The sequence below is a fragment of the Nocardia sp. NPDC005746 genome (assembly GCF_040630785.1).
Lineage (GTDB): Bacteria > Actinomycetota > Actinomycetes > Mycobacteriales > Mycobacteriaceae > Nocardia.
The window spans coordinates 51,937-70,740 of record NZ_JBEXYE010000003.1; the positions used below are offsets into that span (position 1 = coordinate 51,937).

The window sequence follows — 18,804 nt, forward strand, 5'->3', positions numbered from 1 at the left end:
ATTCCGGTCGGTACTCTTTGGGGGGTGCGAAAGGTGGGTGATCCGCACGGTTTCCGGACGCAAGTCCCGGAACCGCGTGATCACCGACGCGTCGATGAACTCCCAGCGGTCACGCCGGAGCTGGGTATCACTCCCAACGATTCTCCTTTCCCGAGGTGAATGATGGCCAGGAAGTTCGAAGGACATATCGCCCTCGATATTCGTGATTCGGTCGCCGATTGGGGACCGTACGCGGAACCGACCGCCCCGCCCGGCGCGCCCAATGTGCTGTATCTGGTGTGGGACGACATCGGCATCGCCACCTGGGACTGCTACGGCGGCCTGGTCGACATGCCGAACATGAAACGGATCGCCGACAGTGGCGTGCAATTCACGCAATTCCACACCACCGCACTGTGTTCACCCACCCGCGCCTCACTGCTGACCGGGCGAAACGCGTCGTCGGTCGGCATGGCGACCATCGAGGAGTTCAGCGACGGATTCCCGAGCCTGTCGGGACGCATCCCCGCCGACACCGCCCTGTGCTCGGAGGTGCTCGGCGAACGCGGGTGGAACACCTACGCCGTCGGCAAATGGCATATGACGCCGTTGGAGGAGGAGAACCTCGCGGCATCGAAGCGGCACTGGCCGCTGGGGCGCGGATTCGAACGGTTCTACGGTTTCCTGGGCGGCGAAGCCGACCAGTGGTATCCGAATCTCGTCTACGACAATCACCCGATCGAGCAGCCGTATTCGCCGGAGGACGGGTATCACCTGTCGAAGGATCTGGCCGACAAATCGATCGAGTTCATTCGCGACGCCAAGGTGATCGCCCCGGACAAGCCGTGGTTCATGTACCTGTGCCCGGGCTGCGGGCACGCCCCGCACCATGTCGCTCAGGAGTGGGCCGACCGATACCGCGGCACGTTCGACATGGGCTACGAGAAGTACCGCGAGATCGTCCTCGACAACCAGAAGCGCATGGGCCTGATTCCGGAGAACACCGAGCTGTCGCCCATGAACCCGTACAGCGATGTCACCAGCGCCGACGGCAAGCCGTGGCCGGCGCAGGACACGGTGCGCGCCTGGGATTCGCTGTCGGAGAACGAGAAGCGGCTCTTCGCCCGCCAGGCGGAGGTGTTCGCCGGATTCCTGTCCTACACCGACGCCCAGATCGGCCGGGTGCTGGACTACCTCGAGGAGACCGGCCAGCTCGACAACACCATCATCGTGGCCTTCTCCGACAACGGCGCCAGCGGCGAGGGCGGCCCGAACGGTTCGGTCAACGAGATGAAGTTCTTCAACGGCTACATCGACACGATCGAGGACAGCCTGGTCAAGCTCGACGAGCTGGGTCTGCCGACCACCTACAACCACTACAGCATCGGGTGGGCGATGGCCTTCAACACCCCGTACAAGCTGTACAAGCGGTACGCCTCCCACGAGGGCGGCATCGCCGACCCCTGCCTGATGGCCTGGCCGGCGGGCATCCCGGCCCGCGGCGAGATCCGCCACCAGTACCTCAATGTCTGCGACGTCACCCCCACCGTCTACGAGCTGCTGGGCATCACGCCGCCGGACACGGTGAAGAACGTGCCGCAGCGTCCCCTCGAAGGAGTCAGCTTCCGGGCCCTGTTCGACGACGCCGAGGCCGATGTCGGCAAGCACACCCAGTTCTATTCGATGCTGGGCACGCGCGGCATCTGGCATCGCGGCTGGTTCGCCGACACCGTGCACGCGGCCTGCCCGTCCGGTTGGGGACACTTCGATAAGGACCGCTGGGAGCTGTTCCATATCGATCAGGACCGCAGCCAGATGCACGACCTGGCCGAGGAGCATCCCGAGAAGCTCGAGGAATTGAAGGCGCTGTGGTTCTCCGAGGCGGAGAAGTACAACGGGATGCCGCTCAATGACCTCGACATCGTCTCCGCGCTGGTGCGCTATCGGCCGACGTACGCCAGGGGCCTGGACCGTGCCGTCTACTACCCGGACAGTGCGGAGGTCGGACCGGGCGCGGCGCTCGAGATTCTGGGCCGTTCGTTCGCGCTGCTGGCCGAGACGACGATCGTCAGCCCGGACGCGGAGGGCGTGCTGTTCGCCCACGGCGGGCGGCTCGGCGGGCACGCCCTGTTCGTCCAGGACGGTCACCTCTGTTACGTCTACAACTTCCTCGGCGAGGAGGAGCAGGCCATCGTCTCCGATTGCCGGGTGCCGCTCGGCGATCACATCCTCGGGGTGCGCTACGAACGGCACGGCACCCGGCCCGACCACTACACGCCCACGGGTGAGGCCGTCCTCTACATCGACGAGAACCCGGTGGGTTCACTCGATGACATGCGGATCCAGCCGACCGTGTTCTCCGGGGTCGGGGAGGGCGTCCGGGTCGGCCGGGACACCGGCCAGTCCGTGTCGGGCCGGTACCACTCGCCGTTCCCGTTCACCGGCGGAACCATGCACCAGGTGATCGAGGACGTGAGCGGGAAGCCGTACATGGATCTGGAAATGGCTGCGGCCGCCGCGTTCTCGCGCGACTGAGCCGCGCGCTCGGGGCCGGTGTTCCCGTCGGGACTTTCCGCTGGTCGCCGCCCCGAGCGCAGCCATGGTGGCACGCTGTGCACGATTGCCGATCGTGCACGGTCACGCGGTGTGCGAATACGCAGGGGCGGCAAGGGGTCAGCGGCTCGGTCAGTGCTCGATGTCGCCGTCGAGGTACACCCACTCGCCCTCGGCCCGGCGAAATCGACTGTTCTCGTGCAGTTCTCCCGCCGCCCCGTGCGCCCGGTAGTGCGCCCGGAATTCCACGGTCCCCTCGGTGTGGAACGGTCCCCCACCGGTCGCGCCGAGGATCTCGAGCCGATCCCAGCGCATGCCCGGATCGAAATCGACCTCGGTGGGCCGGGTTTCGGGGTCCCAGCTGCGCAGCAGGTACGCCTCGTCCTGAACCGCGAAGGCACTGAATCGGGACCGCATCAGTTGTTCGGCGGTGGTGGCGGCCCGCTCGCCGCGGTGCAGCCGCCCGCAGCAGTCGGCATAGGCGGCGGGCAGCCCGCACGGGCAGGCCTCGGGCGCGGGACGGTTCGCGCGGCGCTTCGACATGGACTCAAGCGTAGAAGCTGCGCCCTTCGGCCCCGCCGGACACCGACCACACCTCCACGATCTGCCCGTTCTCGGCGCGCAGGATGTCGGTGCCGCTGAGTTCGCGCACGATCGTCCCGTCCGGTGCGGTGATCCGGGCGCCGTAGGGGCGGGCGATGATTCCGGTTCGGGTGTCGTCCATCTCGACGACCGGGATGCCCTGCGTGGAGAACTCCAGGCCCGGCCGCTCGGCCCGGAAGGTGTCGATGGCGGCGGCGAAGGCCGCGCGGTCCCGCACGCTGTCGTAGGCGTCCGCGCCCGGCTGGGCGTAGCGCAGGGTGAAGGCGGGGGCCATGATCTCGTCGGCCAACGCGAGGTCGCCGTTCCACATCTGGGTCCAGCGGTCGAACAGGTCGATGGCGTAGTCGCGCATATCCACTCCGATAGTCTCATTGATACCGTATGACTGACACCAAGGTATAGTCTCAGCGATACGGTGTCAAACGAGAGAGGGGATTCGGAATGGCCGCGTTAGGCCCGCAGGACCACATCGTGCTGGGACTCATCGCCCGCCACGGACCGCTGACGCCCTACGACATCAAGGCGCGTCTGGAGGAGAGCGTCGACAAGTTCTGGCCCATCCCCCACGCGCAGCTCTACCGCGTCCCCCCGCGCCTGGCCGATCAGGGCCTGCTCCGCGAGGAGACCGAGGAGTCCGGCCGCCGCCGGCGCATCTTCCACCTCACCGACGCCGGGCGCGCCGAATTGACCCGCTGGCTGGGCGATCCCACCTCACCCCAGCCCGAGACCCGCGACCCCGCCCAGCTGAAACTGTTCTTCGCCGACCTGGGCGAACCCGGCGACGTGGTGGCGCTGGCCCGCAATCAGGTTGCCGAACACCGGCATTGGCTGGACATGTACCGGGCGCTCTACGACGAGATCGACCCCACCGACAGCGTCCGCGCCACCTCGCGGGCCCGCATCCTGCGCCTGGGCATCATGCACGAGCAGGCGTACGTGGACTATTGGGAGGAATTGGCCGCGAACCCCGATCCGCGGCCATGACCGGTCAGTCGTCGTCGCCGATCACGACCGCGTACGCGAATCCGTCCCACCCCTTGCCGCCGACGGTCTGCACCACGGTCCCGTCCAATCGCGGCTCGGCGGCGATGAATTCGATGACCTCCCGGCCGGCCCGCACCGCCGCGTCCCCGGAATCCGCGTCCGCGATCGCGCCGTTGCGCACCACATTGTCGACGACGATCACCGATCCGGGCCGCGTCAACCGCAACGCCCACCGCACATAGTTGGTGTTGTTGACCTTGTCGGCATCGATGAACACCAGATCGAACGGCTCGGGCCGCTCGGCCTCGAGCTCGGGCAGCGAGTCCAGCGCCGCGCCGACCCGAATCTCCACCCGATCCCCCACCCCGGCCCGATCCAGGTTCTCGCGCGCGACTTCCGCGTGCAGCGGCTCGAATTCGAGCGTCACCACCCGCCCGGACTTCCCCACGGCCCGCGCCAGCCACGTGGTGCTGTACCCGCCGAGCGTCCCGATCTCCAGCACCCGCCGCGCCCGCACCGACTTCCCGAGCAGATACAGGAACTTCCCCTGCGGCGGCGACACATCGATGGCGGGCAACCCCGCCTCCGCGTTGGCCCGCAACGCCCCCGAATCCTCGTCCCCCACCAGGGTTTCGACGAGGTAGCGATCAACATCGGCCCAGTCGGCAGTCGTCATACCTCGCAGTCTGCCAGGGGTTCGGGCACCCGCCCAGCATTGTGCTCACGCTGACAATTTCACGTTCAGGAATTGACCGCGTCCGCGAGCCGTGGGAGTTGGCGGAGTGGATTGTGGTGTTCGATCTCCATGCGCTGGTCGGCGTCGAAGAGGGCGGACAGTCCCGGAGCCGGGTCGTGGGATCCGATCTGGGGCAGGGTGAGTGCACTGAAGGGCCAGTCGGATCCGAAGACGATGTGGTCGCGGCCGGTGACCGCGAGCACGCTCGCCATGGCGGCGGCCGAACCGCTCAGTGCGGTGTCGTAGTAGAAGCGCGAGATCTGGTGCTGGGTGTCGAGGATGGAGGGTTTCGGCAGGTCCTCGGGCCACAGTCGGCCCAGCACCGACTGGGAGGCGACGCTGATGCGATGGGACAGGAACGGCACGGCGCCACCGGCGTGGGCGAGCTGGAAGCGAATGCCGGGATAGCGCTGGGTCATGCCGGTGACCATCATCATGGTGGCCGCGCGGGTGGTGTCGAAGGTGAACTCCTCGAGGAAGTCCGGCAGCGGCAGGGCGGGTTTGGCGTTGTCGGGGATGGCCGCCGGGTGCACGAAGACGTAGGCGTTGCGCTGGTTCAAAGCGGCCATCAGCGGTTCGAAGCGGGGATCGCCGAGGTAGACGCCGTTGTAGGCGGACAGCAGGATCACGCCGTCGAGCCGCAGTTCGTCGAGGGCGTGGATCGCCTCCGCGATCGAGGCGGCGAGGTCGGGCATCGGCAGGACCGCGAACGCGCCGAACCGGGTGGGGTGGGCGGTGAACAGTCCGGCGGCGTAGGTGTTGCAGTACCGGGCCATGTCGATGGCGTCCCGGCCGCTCAGGAACGACACGCCCGGGTCGGACACCGAAAGCGCCTGCGCCTGAATGCCGTAGTAGTCCATGAAGCCGATGGCTTGCTCGGGCGACCAGTCCGGGGTCGGGTAGCCGCCGATGGTGAGGTGGCCGTGCTCGAGCAGCGCGGCCCGGTAGTCCGGCGGCAGGAAGTGCGCGTGCAGGTCGATGCGGTAGGTCCCGGCCGGTGCGGGCTGCTCGGCGCGCGCCGGTGTGGCGAGACCTGCGGGCAGGGCGGCCGCGGCGAGGCCGGCCAGGCCGCCGCCGAGTGCGGCTCGGCGGGTGAGGTCGGTTCGGAGTGCCGGTCGAGAGTTCGTCACGGGGTTCGCCTTTCGATAATGATCGAAATCGCTTCTGATATTTTCGTCAGATACGATTCGGGTAACAGTGCCGAGGGGAACGAGGGAGCGCATGGCCGCAGCACCGGAGGCGCGGACCCGCACCGATCGGCGGCGGGAACGCACTCGCGCCGCCTTGGTGGGCGCGGCGCAGAAGTTCCTGTCGGAGGGCCGTTCCGCGGTGAGCATCCAGGAGATCACCGAGGCCGCCGATGTGGGGTTCGGCTCCTTCTACAACCACTTCGGTTCCAAGGAAGAGCTTTTCGACGAGGCCGTCCGAGCCGTGCTGAACATCTACAGCGAGATGCGTGACGACATCGTGGAGCTCTACACCGACCCCGCCGAGGTGTTCGCGGTCAGCTTCCGCATGACCGGCCGCCTGCAACGGCAACTGCCCGAAGGGGTCCGGGTGATCCTGAACTCCGGCACCTCCATCCTGCTGCGCGACGAGGGTCTGGCTCCGCGGGCCCGGCACGACATCGTGGCCGCCCAGGAGGCGGGCCGCTTCGAGCCGATGGATCCCGATATGGCGGTGATGGCCGCGGGCGGCGCGCTGCTGGGTCTGCTCCAGATGCTCGACGCGCGGCCCGAAGCCGACGCGGGCACGCTCACCGACGAGATGACCTTCCACGTGCTGCGCATGTTCGGCATGACCAAGCGCGCGGCGCAGAAGCTGACCACCGGCGAGCTGCCCCCGCAGCCGCAGCTCTGAGTTCATCGCCGCGCGTCCTCCGCGATCAGGTCGAGGGCGATATCGGCGAGCATGTCCTCCTGGCCGCCCACCAGGCCGCGGCGTCCTGCCTCCACCAGCAGTGTCCGCACGTCGACGCCATAGGTGCCGGAAGCCTGTTCGGCGTGCCGCAGGAAGCTCGAGTACACGCCCGCGTAGCCGAGGGTCAGGGTCTCGCGATCGACCTGCACCGGTCGTTCGAGCAGCGGACGGATCAGATCGTCGGCGGCATCGGTGAGCGCGTCCAGATCAGCGCGGTGCTCCCACCCGGACAGGTCGGCGACCGTGACGAAGGCCTCCAGGGGTGTATTGCCCGCGCCCGCACCGAGACCCGCGAGGGAGGCATCGACCCGGGTAGCGCCCTGTTCCACCGCGACGACGCTGTTGGCCACCGCGAGAGACAGATTCTGGTGCGCGTGGATGCCGATCTCGGTCGCGTCGTCCAGTACATCGCGATACGCACGGACCCGGTCCCGCACGCCGCCCATGGTGAGGCGACCGCCGGAGTCGGTGACGTAGACGCACTGCGCGCCATAGGATTCCATCAGTTTCGCCTGCCCGGCCAGCCCCTCGGGGCTGTTCAGGTGACTCATCATCAGGAATCCGGAGACGTCCATCCCGAGGTCGCGGGCGCACGCGATGTGCTGGGCGGCGATATCGGCCTCGGTGCAGTGGGTGGCCACCCGGACCGAACGCACCCCGAGGTCGTGGGCGCGGCGCAGGTCGGCGACGGTGCCGATGCCGGGCAACAGCAGCGTGGTGAGCCTGGCACGGGTGAGCGCGCCCGCGGCGGCTTCCAGCCATTCCCGATCGGTGTGGCTGCCGGGGCCGTAGGTGAGGCTGCCGCCGTGCAGGCCGTCGCCGTGGGCCACTTCCACCGCGTCGACTCCGGCCGCGTCCAGGGCGGCGGCGATGGCGGCGACGGTCCGCGGGCCGATGCGGTGCCGGAGCGCGTGCATGCCGTCGCGCAGGGTCACGTCTTGCAGGTACAGGCCGGTCATCGGACGGGCTCCGGGGTCGGCGTGATCGCGGTCGTGGCAAAGCGTTCGGCGACCCGCAGCGCGGCCGAGGTCATGATGTCGAGGTTTCCGGCGTAGGCGGGCAGGTAGTGGGCCGCGCCCTCCACCTCGAGGAAGACCGACACCTGGTGGGTGACGGGGGCGTTCCCGGTCAGCGTGCGCCGCGCGGTGTCCGGGGCCAGCGGCGTGATCTGGACGTCTTGTTTGAGCCGGTAGCCGGGCACGTAGGCCGCGACCTCGGCCACCATGGCCGTGATCGAGTCCCGCACGGCCGCTTCGAGTTCGGAGTCGGGATCGTCGATGAGCGCCAGCACGGTGTCGCGCATGATCAGCGGCGGCTCGGCCGGATTGAGGACGATGATCGCCCGGCCGCGCGCCGCGCCGCCGACGTCTTCGATGGCGCGCGAGGTGGTTTCGGTGAACTCGTCGATATTCGCGCGAGTACCCGGACCCGCGGATCTCGAGGCGATCGAGGCCACGATCTCGGCGTAGGCCACCGCGGTCACCCGGGAGATGGCGGCGACGACCGGGATCGTCGCCTGTCCGCCGCAGGTCACCATGTTCACGTTCATCGCGTTCCGGTGCGCGTCCAGATTGACCGCCGGGACCACGAAGGGGCCCAGCGCCGCCGGTGTCAGATCGATCAGGCGTTTGCCGTGCGGTGCGAGCGCGGCCGAATTGGTGTGGTGCGCACCGGCGGACGTGGCGTCGAAGACGATGTCGATCTCGCCGAAGTGCGGCATGGCGATCAGCCCGTCCACACCGTCCGCGGTGACCGGAACACCGAGTCGCGCCGCGCGGGCCAGCCCGTCGGAAGCCGGATCGATGCCCACCATGGCGGCCATCTCCAACGAATGCGACAACCGCAGCACCTTGATCATCAGATCGGTGCCGATATTGCCCGAGCCGATGACGGCTACCTTGGTGCGGCTCATTGCTCCTCCTCCAGCGTGAAGTCGACGGCACCGAGCAGCGTGGTGCCGGTGAAAAGTTCGGATCGGACCCGTGCGCCGGGGCGCAGCGCGGCCATCGGTCCCAGCGCCCCCGACAGCACGGTCTCCCCCGCGCGCAGCGGTTCCCCGAAGTCGCGTGCGGTTCGCGCCAGCCAGGCCAGGGCGTTGAGCGGATCGCCGAGACACGCGGAACCTGTTCCGGTGGACACGATCTCCCCGTCGACGGTCATACTCATGACGACGTCGCGTGGCTCGAACGCCCCGAGCGAGAGACGCTCTCCGCCCAGGACGTACCAGCCGCTCGACGCGTTGTCGGCGACGGTGTCGGCGAAAGTGATGTCCCAGCCGGTGATCCGGCTGTCCACGATCTCGAGCGCCGCGACCGCGTAGTCCACGGCCCCGCGCACGCCGGCCACGTCCAGATCCTCCGCGTCGAGATCCGTGCCGAGCACGAAGGCCACTTCGGCCTCGATCTTGGGTTGCAGCAGCCTGGGTCGCCGCCCCGCCGGCGTCGCACCGGCATCCATGTCGTCGAACAGCACCCCGAAGTCGGGCTGATCCACGCCCAGTTGCCGCTGCACGGCGGGCGCGGTGAGCCCGATCTTGCGCCCCACCACCCGGGCCCCTGCCGCCACCCGTTCCCGAACTCCGATGCGCTGCACCGCGTACGCGGTCGCTACATCGTCGTGCCCGATGAGATCCCGCACCGGAGCGACAGGTTCGCCACCGGTCACGGCGCGTGAAAGCCGCTCGGCGGCCGCCCGTACCCGGTCCGACTCGACCGCGATCGTTGTCATCGGCTCTCCTCCGATCCGAGCAGCACGCCCGCCCCATCCGGTGCGTGTGCGCTGTCCATGTCATTGCGGCGCACGCTCTCCGGCCTGGTCCGCTGTGACGCGCGCGGTGATCGGTCGGCCGCCGCACCCAACGGGTTACGTGGCCCGGACCCGCCGGAGTACGCCGATTCCCGGATCGGCGAATCCTCGGGCGGGACGTCCGGTTCTGTGACAGGCGGCTCGGCGGGTCCGCCCCCCACTGCGAACAATTGCGTGCGGAGCGCGGCCACGAGCTCCCCGGCCCGGCCTTGCTCGACCGTGCCGAAAACGAAGCGGTCGGGCCGGAGCAAGGTCACGCTGCCATGCCGCGCACCGCCCTTGGCGAGCCATCTCATCAGCGCGCCGGTGTGGTCCTCGATGTCGGCGACGTTCTCGTCCTCCCGGTTCCACTCACCGGGGTGGCCCTGCGGTCGCCCGCCGCGGGGGAAAGCCATGACGAATCGGGTGCCCACGGCCCGCAGTGCGGCCAGCTCGTCGGCGCTCAACTCCGCCCGCGGATCGACGCCGTAGCCGAGCAGCGAAAAGCCCAGGCCCAGCGCCTCATCGAAGCGGATGGCGCGGCCGTCGTGAGTGCGGGCCATCGGCTGCGGCGCGAGCGTGCCCTCGTTGCCGCGCCAACCCCGCCGCGGCAGTCCCAGATACGCCCCACGCCGGAATCGGGGTGTTGGCTTCATCCTCGCGGCGCGGATCCAGCCGCCCACCACCGGCAGCCGCACGGCCGTGGCCAGCCCGATGTCGCGGACTGCGGCGAGAAACGGGTTCCCCAGGGACACCAGGTGTTTGTTGAGGACCGACAGGTCGATCATCGCCTTGGCGTGCGGGCGGCGCTCGGTCTCGTAGGTGTCCAGGATGCGGTGGTCCGCACCGTGTTCGAGGATGGCGGTGAGCTTCCAGGAGAGATTGTCCGCGTCGCGGACACCGGAGTTCATGCCCTGGCCGATGAATTGCGGCGTCATGTGGGCGGCGTCGCCCGCGATCAGGACGCGCCCGTCGCGCCAGCGGTCGGCGACCACGGCATTGAAGGTGTACACGAGATTGCGCACGACCTCGACCCGGTCGGGGTCGACGAAGCGGGAGATGTGGCGGCGCACCGTGTCCGGACTCTCCATGTCCTCCTTGGTCTGGCTGTCGGTGAGCATGAACTCGAAGCGGTGGTGGCCGCCCGGCTGCGGGCAGGACACGATCGGCAGGGCCGGGTCGCAGACGAAGTCGAAGTACGGCAGGTGCGCGAACGGGTTCGCGCCCTCGCGGGCCTTCAGGTCCACGACCAGCCAGCGTTCGGGAAAACTGGTGCCGCTCATGTCGATTCCGAGCGCCGTGCGCACCACGCTGCGGCCACCGTCGCAGCCGATCAGGAAACGCGCGCGGACGCTCTCGGCGGTCTGCCGGTCGGTGTCGGGCGGGTTCTTGCCATATCCCGTCCCGTGGCAGCGCGCGTGCTCGACGGTGACTCCGTCGGCGTCCTGGTCGAAGTCGAGGACTTCGCGACCGCGGAGGACAGTGACGTGCGGGTATCGGTCCAGGGCGCGTTCGAGGGTGTTCTCCAGGTACGGCTGGTACAGGAAGTTCACGATCGGCCAGCCCAGCGGTCGGTCGGTGCGCTGGAACTGGGCCAGGATCCGGCCGTCGCCGCGCACCCATTGCACGACCGAGTCGGCGTTCATGTCGGCGGCCAGTTCGTCTGCGGCCCCGGCGGTCTGGAAGATCCGCAGGCCCTCGTCGTCGGTGTAGACGGCGCGGGCCATGCCGTAGAAATCGGGTTCGCGTTCGAGGACGAGCACGCTGGTTCCGCGCCGCCCGAGCAGGTTCGCCAGGGTGAGGCCGGTGGGTCCGAGACCGACGATCACCACGTCGTAGCCGGTGTCTGTCATCGGGGTCCTCCGGTCAACTGCGGGACGGTGATCTCGGGTGTGGCGGCGGTCCGCAACGCCTGCCGGAATTGGGTGAACTTGTCGAGCACGGTCGCCCCCACCGGCGTGTGGCCCCAGCTACTGATGCCCTGGTAGGTCGCGGGCTCCCAGGTGGATTCGAGTTCGGGCCCGATGACCACCGGGTTCCAGCCGACCTCGAGTTCGAATCCGGAGGGGGTCACGCAGTAGAAGGACAGCTCCCGGTCATTGGTGTGCTGGCCGACCGACCACTGCATGCGGAAGCCCTGTTCGGTGACCCGCCGGAACGCGGCGAGCATGTCGTCGAGGGTCGCGGACTGGATATTGATGTGCTGCACCCGCGTTCGCAGCGGGTCGATCTTGAGACCGCGAATATTGGCGATGGCGATCGAGTGGTGGCGTTCGTTGACCCGCAGGAATCGGATCTTCATCCGCAGGCCGGACACGTTCTCGTCGATGAAATCCGTGAGGCGGGAATCGAAGACGGTCCGGTAGTAGGCGCGCATGGCCTCCGGTTCCCGCGACACGATGGCCACGTGCCCGAGCCCTGCCTCCCCGGTGACCCAGCCGGAACTCAGCATGCGCAGCGGGGCCGGAGCGGCGGACACCGGTATCGTGAAGATCTCCTGCGCGAGGCCTTTCGGCCCGGCGAAGCGCCACAGACGTTCCACCCCGCGCAAGGCGGCTTCGTCCGCACCGCCCTCGGTGATCGGAACGCCTCGGTCGGCGACGCGGGCCAGGATTCGGTCGAAGGTCTGGTGATCGTCGATCTGCCAGCCGATGGCGGTCACGTCCTCGGCGGGACCTCGCTCGACCAGGAACCGGCATTCGCGATCGTCGAGCCGGAAACGCAGTGCGCCGCCGTCGATCTCGTCGACGTGCAGGCCGATGGCGTCCGCGCCGAAGCGCCGCCACTGCGGCAGCCGGTTGGATCGCACCACGATGTATCCGAGGTGGACGGCGCCGAATACCGATCCGTCGATGCTGGGTCGGAGGAACTCGCTCATGATCAGTCCCCGAGGAACGCGGCCGCGAGGGTGTTGAACAGCTCGGCGCGCTCCCACTGCACCCAGTGGCCGGTGTTCGCCGCCAGATACAGGTCGCAGTTCGGCATGGTGTCGGCGAGCATTCGCCCACCCTCGGGACGATTGACCCTGTCGTTCGCACCCCAGATCACCAAGGTGGGATGGGCGAGCGCGCGCAGCCGCGAGTCGCGGGTGAAATCCATGCGCCACAACGTCCGCAGCGCCAGCGGACCCGACGGGCGGCGCAGGGGCGGGTTGGCCACGACATCGGGATCGACGCTGGCCGCGTAGCGCTGTTCGATCAGTTCCTCGGGCACTGTGCCGCCGTCGAAGACCAGGTACTCCCGGATGAATCGGCGCAGCTTGTCGCGACTGGGGCCCTCGCCCTGGTAGTAGCCCAGCAGCGCGTTCAGCCCGGCGGTCGGCAAGGTCCGGGTGGTGCCGACGCCGCCGGGGCCCATGAGCACCAGGCGGCCGACCTTGTCGGGCCGATCCAGCGCGAGGCGCAGGGCGGCCGCCCCGCCGTAGGAGTTCCCGACCAGATGCGCGGAGTCGATCCCGAGTTCGTCGAGCAGCCCTCCGATCGACCGCCCGAGGTATCCGAACGGATCCGAGTGGTCGATCCACTTTTCGGACCGCCCGTATCCGGGCAGGTCCGGCACGATCACGCGGAACCGGCGGGCCAGCTCGCCGATATTGCGCGAATAGTTCGCGATCCCGGTCGCGCCCGGCCCGCCGCCGTGCAGCAGCACGACCGCCGGTCCCGATCCGGTCTCGCCGACCTGGATCTCGCGGCCGCCGACCCGGACCGTCCGTTCGGCCAGCTCGCAATCGATGCTCGTCATCGCCACCTCCGTACCGTTGTTGATGAAATCATCAGTTACGACCGTTTCCTCTGTCAAGAGGAAAATGATGAAATCATCAGAACCGCGGGGTGGGGTGTCCGCAGACGAAAGAACGCCAATGCCCATCGGGCATTGGCGTTCGATGCGGTGTTCGTCCTCCCCGAGACCGGGGAAGAGCGTGACTCAGAACAGGAAGTAGCGCTGGGCCATCGGGAGTTCGGTGGCGGGTTGCTCGCTCCAGACCTCGCCGTCGATGCGGACGGTGAAGGTGTCGGGATCGACCTCGATGCGGGGCATGGCCTCGTTATTCGGGAGGTCGGCCTTGGTGCGGCGGCGGACATTGGCCACGGGGACCAGTTTCCGGTCGACGCGCAGGCGGTCGGCCAGGCCGTCCTCGATGGCTTGTTCGGAGACGAAGTGCAGGGAGGTCGAGGCCGTCACGCTCGGGGCGGCGCCGAACATGGGGCGCGGGAGGACCGGCTGCGGGGTCGGGATGGAGGCGTTGGCGTCGCCCATGGCGGCCCAGGCGATCGCGCCGCCCTTGATGACGGCGTGCGGGCGGACGCCGAAGAAGGCGGGCTCCCACAGCACCAGATCGGCCAGTTTGCCGACCTCGACCGAACCGATCTCGGCGTCCAGGCCGTGCGTAACCGCCGGGCAGATGGTGTATTTCGCGACGTAGCGCTGCACGCGGTTGTTGTCGGCGGCGCCGTCGCCGGGCAGGGCGCCGCGGCGGCGCTTCATGACGTGCGCGGTCTGCCAGGTGCGCATGACCACCTCGCCGATGCGGCCCATGGCCTGGGCGTCGGAGCCGATCATGGAGATCGCGCCCAGATCGTGCAGGAGGTCCTCGGCGGCGATCGTGGAGGGGCGGATGCGGGACTCCGCGAACGCCAGGTCCTCGGGGATGGACGGGCTCAGGTGGTGGCACACCATGAGCATGTCCAGGTGCTCGTCGAGGGTGTTGATGGTGTGCGGCCGGGTCGGGTTGGTGGAACTGGGCAGCACGTTGAGATGCGAAGCGACGGTGATGATGTCGGGTGCGTGGCCGCCGCCCGCGCCCTCGGTGTGATACGAGTGGATGGCCCGGCCGCGGATCGCCGCCAGGGTGTCCTCCACGAATCCCGCCTCGTTCAAGGTGTCCGAGTGCAAGGCCACCTGCACGCCGGAGGCGTCCGCGACGGTGAGGCAGCGGTCGATGGCGGCCGGGGTGGTGCCCCAGTCCTCGTGCAGTTTGAAACCGCCCGCGCCGCCGCGCAATTGCTCCCACAGCGCGTCCTCACGCACCGTGTTGCCCTTGCCCAGCAGCAGGATGTTCACCGGCCAGGAGTCGGTGGACTCCAGCATGCGGGCCAGATGCCAGGCGCCCGGGGTGACGGTGGTGGCCTTGGAGCCCTCGGCCGGGCCGGTGCCGCCGCCGACCAGGGTGGTGATGCCGCCCGCCATGGCCTCGTCGAGGATCTGCGGGCAGATGAAATGCACGTGGCAGTCGATGGCGCCCGCGGTGACGATGCGGCCATTGCCGGCAATGATCTCGGTCGACGGACCGACCACCAGGTCCGGGTGCACACCGCTCATGGTGTCCGGGTTCCCGGCCTTGCCGATGGCGACGATGCGGCCGTCACGAATACCGATGTCGGCCTTGATGATTCCCCAGTAGTCGACGATCACCACGCCGGTGATGACGGTGTCCGGGGTGCCCTCGGCGCGGGTGGCACGCGCCTGGCCCATGGATTCGCGCAGCACCTTGCCGCCGCCGAACACGGCCTCGTCACCGGCGAGCCCCGGTCCGCCGCTGCGGTCCTCGGTGATCTCGATGAGCAGGTCGGTGTCGGCGAGCCGGATGCGGTCGCCGACGGTGGGCCCGAACAGTTCGGCGTATCGGGCGCGAGAGAGTTCGGCCATCAGGCATCCAGCTTTCCGGGAGGGGTGAGGCTGATTCCGTGCACTTCGCGATCGCCACCGAGGGGAATCAGCGAAACCCGCTGCCCCAGACCGGGTTCGAACCGCACCGCGGTACCGGCCGGAATGTCGAGACGGTGGCCGTGCGCGGAGTCGCGGTCGAACTCGAGCGCGGAGTTGGCCTGCGGGAAATGCACGTGCGAGCCGACCTGCACCGGCCGGTCACCGGTGTTCACGACTTCGAGTTCGACGCGATCCGCGCCGGCGTTGAGCTCGATCGTGCCCTCGGCACAAAGGTATTCACCAGGAATCATCGCGCGTCATCCGATCGGGTGGTGGACGGTGACGAGCTTCGTGCCGTCGGGGAAGGTGGCCTCGACCTGCACATCGTGGATCATCTCGGGAATGCCGTCCATGACGTCGTCGCGGGTCAGCACGGTGCGCCCGGAGGCCATCAACTCGGCTACCGTGCGCCCGTCCCGCGCACCCTCGAGCACATGATCGGTGATGAGCGCGATCGCCTCGGGATGATTGAGTTTCAACCCGCGCGCCTGCCGCCGCCGCGCCAACTCGGCCGCGTAACTCAACAGCAGGCGTTCCTGCTCGTGCGGCGTCAGTCGCATGCGGGCTCCTCGGCAATCACGGGGACGGATCGTCGGTCATTCTGGCACGACCCGCGTTACCAGCATGTTTCGGAGATATACGATTTTCCGTCCCCGCGTCCGGACCACCGAATCCGGCTGCGCCCGACTCAGTTCTGCGGACTGAGGTTCTGCAACCGCACCTGCCCGCGAGCCACCGTCCGCTCCTGCTCATCGGTGATGACGACCTGCCACAACTGCTGCGAGCGCCCCCGATGGATCGGCGTCGCCACCCCGCTCAACTTCCCCTCGCGCACCGCCCGCAGAAAGTCGGTGTTGTTGTTCACGCCGACCACGGTGCCGCGGTCACCCAGCCACGCCCCGCCGGCCACACTCGCCAGCGTCTCGATCACCGTGCAGTACACGCCGCCGTTGACGATCCCGGCAGGCTGATACAGCTGCGGCGTCACCACCCACTCCGCCGCCACCCCGTCCCCGCTCAACTCGGTGAACTTCAACCCGATGAGATCGGTGAACGTCCCCTCACTGAGCTTGTTCATCAGCTCGGGCGTCACATCAGCCATCGATTTGATCGAAGAGAAGTCGTCGCTCATATGCACACATTTGCACATCCCCGCGACCCACCCGCTACCGGGGACCCCGGGCTCGGCAGCCGCGGCCGATCACGATCTGCGCGAGATGATCATGATGTATTCGCAGGGAGCGTTCGTCCGGTTCGCGAAGCCGTGATCCGCGTCGGCCCGAAAGAAGATGGAATCGCCCGTGTTCAGCGACTCGGAGATCCCGCCGATCGCACCACCGATCGGCCGCTCGGACGGCCCGACGAAGACAGCGAAGGCGGGGCCGTTGCGATCGAGGCGCAACAATAGGCGCTTGCGAGTTAGGTAAGCCTGACCTATACTCGGTTTCGGCGTCAGGATCGTGGGAGGCCCCGAGGGCTGCGGTGGCCCCCGATCCGCTGCCGGTGGTGGGTTCTGTCGAGAGTGATCGGTCGACAGAGCCCACCACCTCTGTATTCGGGTGGGTCGGGTCAGTCGGTCATGCCCCACAGCATGCGGATCCAGCCTGGGTAGCGGGCGCTTTCGACGTCGTAGAGCTGCATGTCCAAGGGGGTCTCGCCACGGGGGGTGCGGAGTCGGATGAGTCGGTCGCCGGGGTGGTCCAGGTCTTGGGCTCGCGACCACAGGCGGCGGAATTCGGGGTTTCGGCCCAGGGCGCGCAGGTAGTCGCCGGACCAGTCGGGGACGTCGAAGGCGGCGATGCGGGCGCGCAGCACCGATACCGAGGCGTGGGCGGCGGCTTCGCGGTCGAGTAGGGCGGTCGCGGCGCGAGGGTCGTCGAGGAGCCAGATGAGCCAGTTGCCGCTCTCGGTCAGGCCGGGGAAGGCGCGGCGCGCGGCGTCGTTCAATGCCAGGACGTGCCAGCGGGAATCGAAGTAGCCCGCGGGATCGGGGGCGAGTCGCTCGAGTCGGCGCAGCCGGTCCGGGGTGATGGCCGCGCGCAGTTCGGCGACGTCCGGGGCGGCGGGGTCGGGCAGTCCGGCCAGGTCGTACAAGTAACGCCGCGACCGGTGCGAGACCGGCTGGACCCGGTCGAGGCAGCCGCACAAGGCTTCGACGACGGCCTGGGTGGGGCGACCGCGGCGGCCGAGTTCCAGGTGGGTGATGTAGCTGGCGCTGACACCGGCCGCCATGCCCAGGCGTTCGCGTGACACCCGGCGCTCGTCGCGCAACCGCCGCAGGACCGCGCCGAAGCTCGGCGGTTGCACGGCCGCGGCGTCGATATCCGATGTCAGGCGGCCCGGCTCGCGCACAACCGGTGTATCCGCGATCGAAATCGTCGCTACGCCTTGCATGTTCGTCATGCGTCTCCCGCTCCTTTCAGCTATGGCTGTGACCCCGAACACCAATCAAGTTATGTGTACGACCGAGTACCAAGGGTGCTGTGCGTGCCAGCCAATCGACTCACAGCGACCACTCGGTTTGGAAGCCGCGCCGGGTGGGGAACCGGATTGGCGCGCAGACACTCTGAGTCGACTGCTGTGCACTCACGGTCATGGGCTTCGACTCCGGCGCGCCCTATGGTCGATTCGGGTGGGCGACGCAGTGAGCCGCCTCGCCGCCCGGTTCCACAACGCGGCCGGCCGTCGACGACGACCCGCCTGCACGGTGATCGTGCGGCCGGCCGCGAGAAAACCATCCGTGGAACGCGTCCATGCCACGGCATCGACGCCCGCACCCTGGCGGTCCAGGATTCACCCGCACATCGACACCAGTTGTCGCACACCGTTGTCCGGGCGTAGGCCCAGCGCGATTGCCAGCGCACCGCGGGTGTGGACCGTTCGGCACATCTCCATCGCATTCCTGAACAAGCGAACACCGCCAAGGAGTTTCGATGAGCACCCGTAGCGCCGTAGTCCTCCCCGGCCAGGGGTCGTATCAACCCGGCGCTCTCGCCGCCCTGACCGAGGACCCGCGGCTGTCCGCGGTTCTCGCCGACATCGACGCCGTCGCCGCCCTGCGCGGCCACGGCCGCATCTCCGACCTGCTGCGCGACCCGCACCGAGTTGGGAGGAACTCGCCCGGACCCGGCCGGTGACACTGGATCTGGCGCTGTTCGCCGGCGGCGTGCTGGCCGGCACGGACTCGCCGCGCCCGCCGCGATCGACGCGGAGCCCACCCCGGCAACAGTGCCGGCCAACGGATTTCACGACCTCGCGTTGGTGGACACGGCACACTGAAAGCACCCGGCCCCCGCCGCCGAACGATCCGGCGCGGGGGCCGAGGCGTGTCCGGGATCGGGTCCGCGCTTCGGCTCGGGGTCGACGGACCCGGCTCCTTGCCGGAAAAGTACTCGGGGGGCGATGGTCGCGGTGAACGTCCCCGCCCACGTGGCTGCCCACCCGCGCCACCCGCCCAGGTCGGACGACCGGCCTGCAAGTGACAGGGGCACGGGGGTCGAAATCGTCTATCTCGGACGGGGTCTGCACCTGTGCCTTCG

At 68.6% G+C, this 18,804-nt stretch carries 20 protein-coding genes; 4 read left to right on the forward strand and 16 right to left on the reverse strand.

Going from position 1 to position 18,804, the window contains the following annotated elements; translation table 11 throughout:
• Nucleotides 1-162: 162 nt before the first annotated feature.
• Nucleotides 163-2,514: an arylsulfatase gene (locus ABZ412_RS06875; protein WP_357277275.1), complete on the forward strand. Its 2,352-nt coding sequence runs from the start codon at nt 163-165 to the stop codon at nt 2,512-2,514.
• Between the two features lie 150 nt (nt 2,515-2,664).
• Here the strand turns inward: ABZ412_RS06875 and ABZ412_RS06880 are convergent, their stop codons facing one another.
• Together ABZ412_RS06880 and ABZ412_RS06885 are read right to left on the reverse strand one after the other, a co-directional pair.
• Nucleotides 2,665-3,075, reverse strand: coding sequence for a YchJ family metal-binding protein (locus ABZ412_RS06880; protein WP_357277277.1), 411 nt, complete (start codon nt 3,073-3,075; stop codon nt 2,665-2,667).
• Between the two features lie 4 nt (nt 3,076-3,079).
• Nucleotides 3,080-3,487, reverse strand: a complete 408-nt coding sequence (locus tag ABZ412_RS06885; RefSeq protein ID WP_357278127.1) for a nuclear transport factor 2 family protein — start codon at nt 3,485-3,487, stop codon at nt 3,080-3,082.
• Nucleotides 3,488-3,576: 89 nt separating this feature from the next.
• Between ABZ412_RS06885 and ABZ412_RS06890 the strand changes: the two genes are divergently transcribed.
• Nucleotides 3,577-4,119 (forward strand): PadR family transcriptional regulator, encoded by a 543-nt coding sequence (locus tag ABZ412_RS06890; protein WP_357277280.1) that lies wholly within the window; start codon nt 3,577-3,579, stop codon nt 4,117-4,119.
• Between the two features lie 4 nt (nt 4,120-4,123).
• Here the strand turns inward: ABZ412_RS06890 and ABZ412_RS06895 are convergent, their stop codons facing one another.
• Nucleotides 4,124-4,795: an O-methyltransferase gene (locus tag ABZ412_RS06895; protein ID WP_357277282.1), complete on the reverse strand. Its 672-nt coding sequence runs from the start codon at nt 4,793-4,795 to the stop codon at nt 4,124-4,126.
• Between the two features lie 65 nt (nt 4,796-4,860).
• Nucleotides 4,861-5,985: an amidohydrolase family protein gene (locus ABZ412_RS06900; protein WP_357277284.1), complete on the reverse strand. Its 1,125-nt coding sequence runs from the start codon at nt 5,983-5,985 to the stop codon at nt 4,861-4,863.
• A 91-nt stretch (nt 5,986-6,076) separates the two neighbouring features.
• Between ABZ412_RS06900 and ABZ412_RS06905 the strand changes: the two genes are divergently transcribed.
• Nucleotides 6,077-6,715 (forward strand): helix-turn-helix domain-containing protein, encoded by a 639-nt coding sequence (locus ABZ412_RS06905; protein WP_357277286.1) that lies wholly within the window; start codon nt 6,077-6,079, stop codon nt 6,713-6,715.
• A gap of 2 nt (nt 6,716-6,717) precedes the next feature.
• On the opposite strand, the gene dmpG is transcribed toward ABZ412_RS06905, so the two are convergent.
• From dmpG to ABZ412_RS06965, 12 genes are all read right to left on the reverse strand, one after another.
• A complete protein-coding gene (dmpG, locus tag ABZ412_RS06910) occupies nt 6,718-7,734 on the reverse strand; it encodes a 4-hydroxy-2-oxovalerate aldolase (RefSeq protein ID WP_357277289.1) in 1,017 nt (338 codons plus the stop codon).
• A complete protein-coding gene (locus tag ABZ412_RS06915; protein WP_357277291.1) occupies nt 7,731-8,687 on the reverse strand; it encodes an acetaldehyde dehydrogenase (acetylating) in 957 nt (318 codons plus the stop codon). The genes dmpG and ABZ412_RS06915 overlap by 4 nt, the downstream gene beginning before the upstream one ends.
• Nucleotides 8,684-9,502 (reverse strand): fumarylacetoacetate hydrolase family protein, encoded by an 819-nt coding sequence (locus ABZ412_RS06920; protein ID WP_357277294.1) that lies wholly within the window; start codon nt 9,500-9,502, stop codon nt 8,684-8,686. The genes ABZ412_RS06915 and ABZ412_RS06920 overlap by 4 nt, the downstream gene beginning before the upstream one ends.
• Nucleotides 9,499-11,412, reverse strand: a complete 1,914-nt coding sequence (locus tag ABZ412_RS06925; protein ID WP_357277296.1) for a bifunctional 3-(3-hydroxy-phenyl)propionate/3-hydroxycinnamic acid hydroxylase — start codon at nt 11,410-11,412, stop codon at nt 9,499-9,501. The genes ABZ412_RS06920 and ABZ412_RS06925 overlap by 4 nt, the downstream gene beginning before the upstream one ends.
• On the reverse strand, nt 11,409-12,437 hold the full coding sequence (locus tag ABZ412_RS06930) for a VOC family protein (RefSeq protein WP_357277298.1): 1,029 nt from the start codon (nt 12,435-12,437) through the stop codon (nt 11,409-11,411). Before ABZ412_RS06930 ends, ABZ412_RS06925 begins: the two co-directional genes overlap by 4 nt.
• A gap of 2 nt (nt 12,438-12,439) precedes the next feature.
• A complete protein-coding gene (locus tag ABZ412_RS06935) occupies nt 12,440-13,300 on the reverse strand; it encodes an alpha/beta fold hydrolase (RefSeq protein WP_357277300.1) in 861 nt (286 codons plus the stop codon).
• A gap of 183 nt (nt 13,301-13,483) precedes the next feature.
• Complete coding sequence (locus ABZ412_RS06940) at nt 13,484-15,205, reverse strand: urease subunit alpha (protein ID WP_357277302.1); 1,722 nt, start codon at nt 15,203-15,205, stop codon at nt 13,484-13,486.
• Nucleotides 15,205-15,516, reverse strand: a complete 312-nt coding sequence (locus ABZ412_RS06945; RefSeq protein WP_357277305.1) for an urease subunit beta — start codon at nt 15,514-15,516, stop codon at nt 15,205-15,207. Before ABZ412_RS06945 ends, ABZ412_RS06940 begins: the two co-directional genes overlap by 1 nt.
• A gap of 6 nt (nt 15,517-15,522) precedes the next feature.
• Nucleotides 15,523-15,825 (reverse strand): urease subunit gamma, encoded by a 303-nt coding sequence (locus tag ABZ412_RS06950; protein ID WP_357277307.1) that lies wholly within the window; start codon nt 15,823-15,825, stop codon nt 15,523-15,525.
• Between the two features lie 128 nt (nt 15,826-15,953).
• On the reverse strand, nt 15,954-16,367 hold the full coding sequence (locus ABZ412_RS06955; RefSeq protein WP_357277309.1) for a PaaI family thioesterase: 414 nt from the start codon (nt 16,365-16,367) through the stop codon (nt 15,954-15,956).
• 99 nt (nt 16,368-16,466) lie between these two features.
• A complete protein-coding gene (locus ABZ412_RS06960; protein WP_357277311.1) occupies nt 16,467-16,667 on the reverse strand; it encodes a cupin domain-containing protein in 201 nt (66 codons plus the stop codon).
• A 167-nt stretch (nt 16,668-16,834) separates the two neighbouring features.
• Entirely contained in the window at nt 16,835-17,668 is an 834-nt protein-coding gene (locus ABZ412_RS06965; RefSeq protein WP_357277313.1) for a helix-turn-helix domain-containing protein, read from the reverse strand.
• A gap of 530 nt (nt 17,669-18,198) precedes the next feature.
• Between ABZ412_RS06965 and ABZ412_RS06970 the strand changes: the two genes are divergently transcribed.
• Entirely contained in the window at nt 18,199-18,402 is a 204-nt protein-coding gene (locus tag ABZ412_RS06970) for a hypothetical protein (RefSeq protein ID WP_357277315.1), read from the forward strand.
• The last annotated feature ends 402 nt before the right edge of the window (nt 18,403-18,804 follow it).

Excerpts from the sequence above, each read along its gene's own strand:
- ABZ412_RS06875 (WP_357277275.1), top strand. The coding sequence starts at position 163 with ATGGCCAGGAAGTTCGAAGGACATATCGCCCTCGATATTCGTGATTCG.
- ABZ412_RS06880 (WP_357277277.1), bottom strand. The coding sequence starts at position 3,075 with ATGTCGAAGCGCCGCGCGAACCGTCCCGCGCCCGAGGCCTGCCCGTGC.
- ABZ412_RS06885 (WP_357278127.1), bottom strand. The coding sequence starts at position 3,487 with ATGCGCGACTACGCCATCGACCTGTTCGACCGCTGGACCCAGATGTGG.
- ABZ412_RS06890 (WP_357277280.1), top strand. The coding sequence starts at position 3,577 with ATGGCCGCGTTAGGCCCGCAGGACCACATCGTGCTGGGACTCATCGCC.
- ABZ412_RS06895 (WP_357277282.1), bottom strand. The coding sequence starts at position 4,795 with ATGACGACTGCCGACTGGGCCGATGTTGATCGCTACCTCGTCGAAACC.
- ABZ412_RS06905 (WP_357277286.1), top strand. The coding sequence starts at position 6,077 with ATGGCCGCAGCACCGGAGGCGCGGACCCGCACCGATCGGCGGCGGGAA.
- dmpG (WP_357277289.1), bottom strand. The coding sequence starts at position 7,734 with ATGACCGGCCTGTACCTGCAAGACGTGACCCTGCGCGACGGCATGCAC.
- ABZ412_RS06915 (WP_357277291.1), bottom strand. The coding sequence starts at position 8,687 with ATGAGCCGCACCAAGGTAGCCGTCATCGGCTCGGGCAATATCGGCACC.
- ABZ412_RS06920 (WP_357277294.1), bottom strand. The coding sequence starts at position 9,502 with ATGACAACGATCGCGGTCGAGTCGGACCGGGTACGGGCGGCCGCCGAG.
- ABZ412_RS06925 (WP_357277296.1), bottom strand. The coding sequence starts at position 11,412 with ATGACAGACACCGGCTACGACGTGGTGATCGTCGGTCTCGGACCCACC.
- ABZ412_RS06930 (WP_357277298.1), bottom strand. The coding sequence starts at position 12,437 with ATGAGCGAGTTCCTCCGACCCAGCATCGACGGATCGGTATTCGGCGCC.
- ABZ412_RS06935 (WP_357277300.1), bottom strand. The coding sequence starts at position 13,300 with ATGACGAGCATCGATTGCGAGCTGGCCGAACGGACGGTCCGGGTCGGC.
- ABZ412_RS06940 (WP_357277302.1), bottom strand. The coding sequence starts at position 15,205 with ATGGCCGAACTCTCTCGCGCCCGATACGCCGAACTGTTCGGGCCCACC.
- ABZ412_RS06945 (WP_357277305.1), bottom strand. The coding sequence starts at position 15,516 with ATGATTCCTGGTGAATACCTTTGTGCCGAGGGCACGATCGAGCTCAAC.
- ABZ412_RS06950 (WP_357277307.1), bottom strand. The coding sequence starts at position 15,825 with ATGCGACTGACGCCGCACGAGCAGGAACGCCTGCTGTTGAGTTACGCG.
- ABZ412_RS06955 (WP_357277309.1), bottom strand. The coding sequence starts at position 16,367 with ATGGCTGATGTGACGCCCGAGCTGATGAACAAGCTCAGTGAGGGGACG.
- ABZ412_RS06965 (WP_357277313.1), bottom strand. The coding sequence starts at position 17,668 with ATGACGAACATGCAAGGCGTAGCGACGATTTCGATCGCGGATACACCG.
- ABZ412_RS06970 (WP_357277315.1), top strand. The coding sequence starts at position 18,199 with ATGAGCACCCGTAGCGCCGTAGTCCTCCCCGGCCAGGGGTCGTATCAA.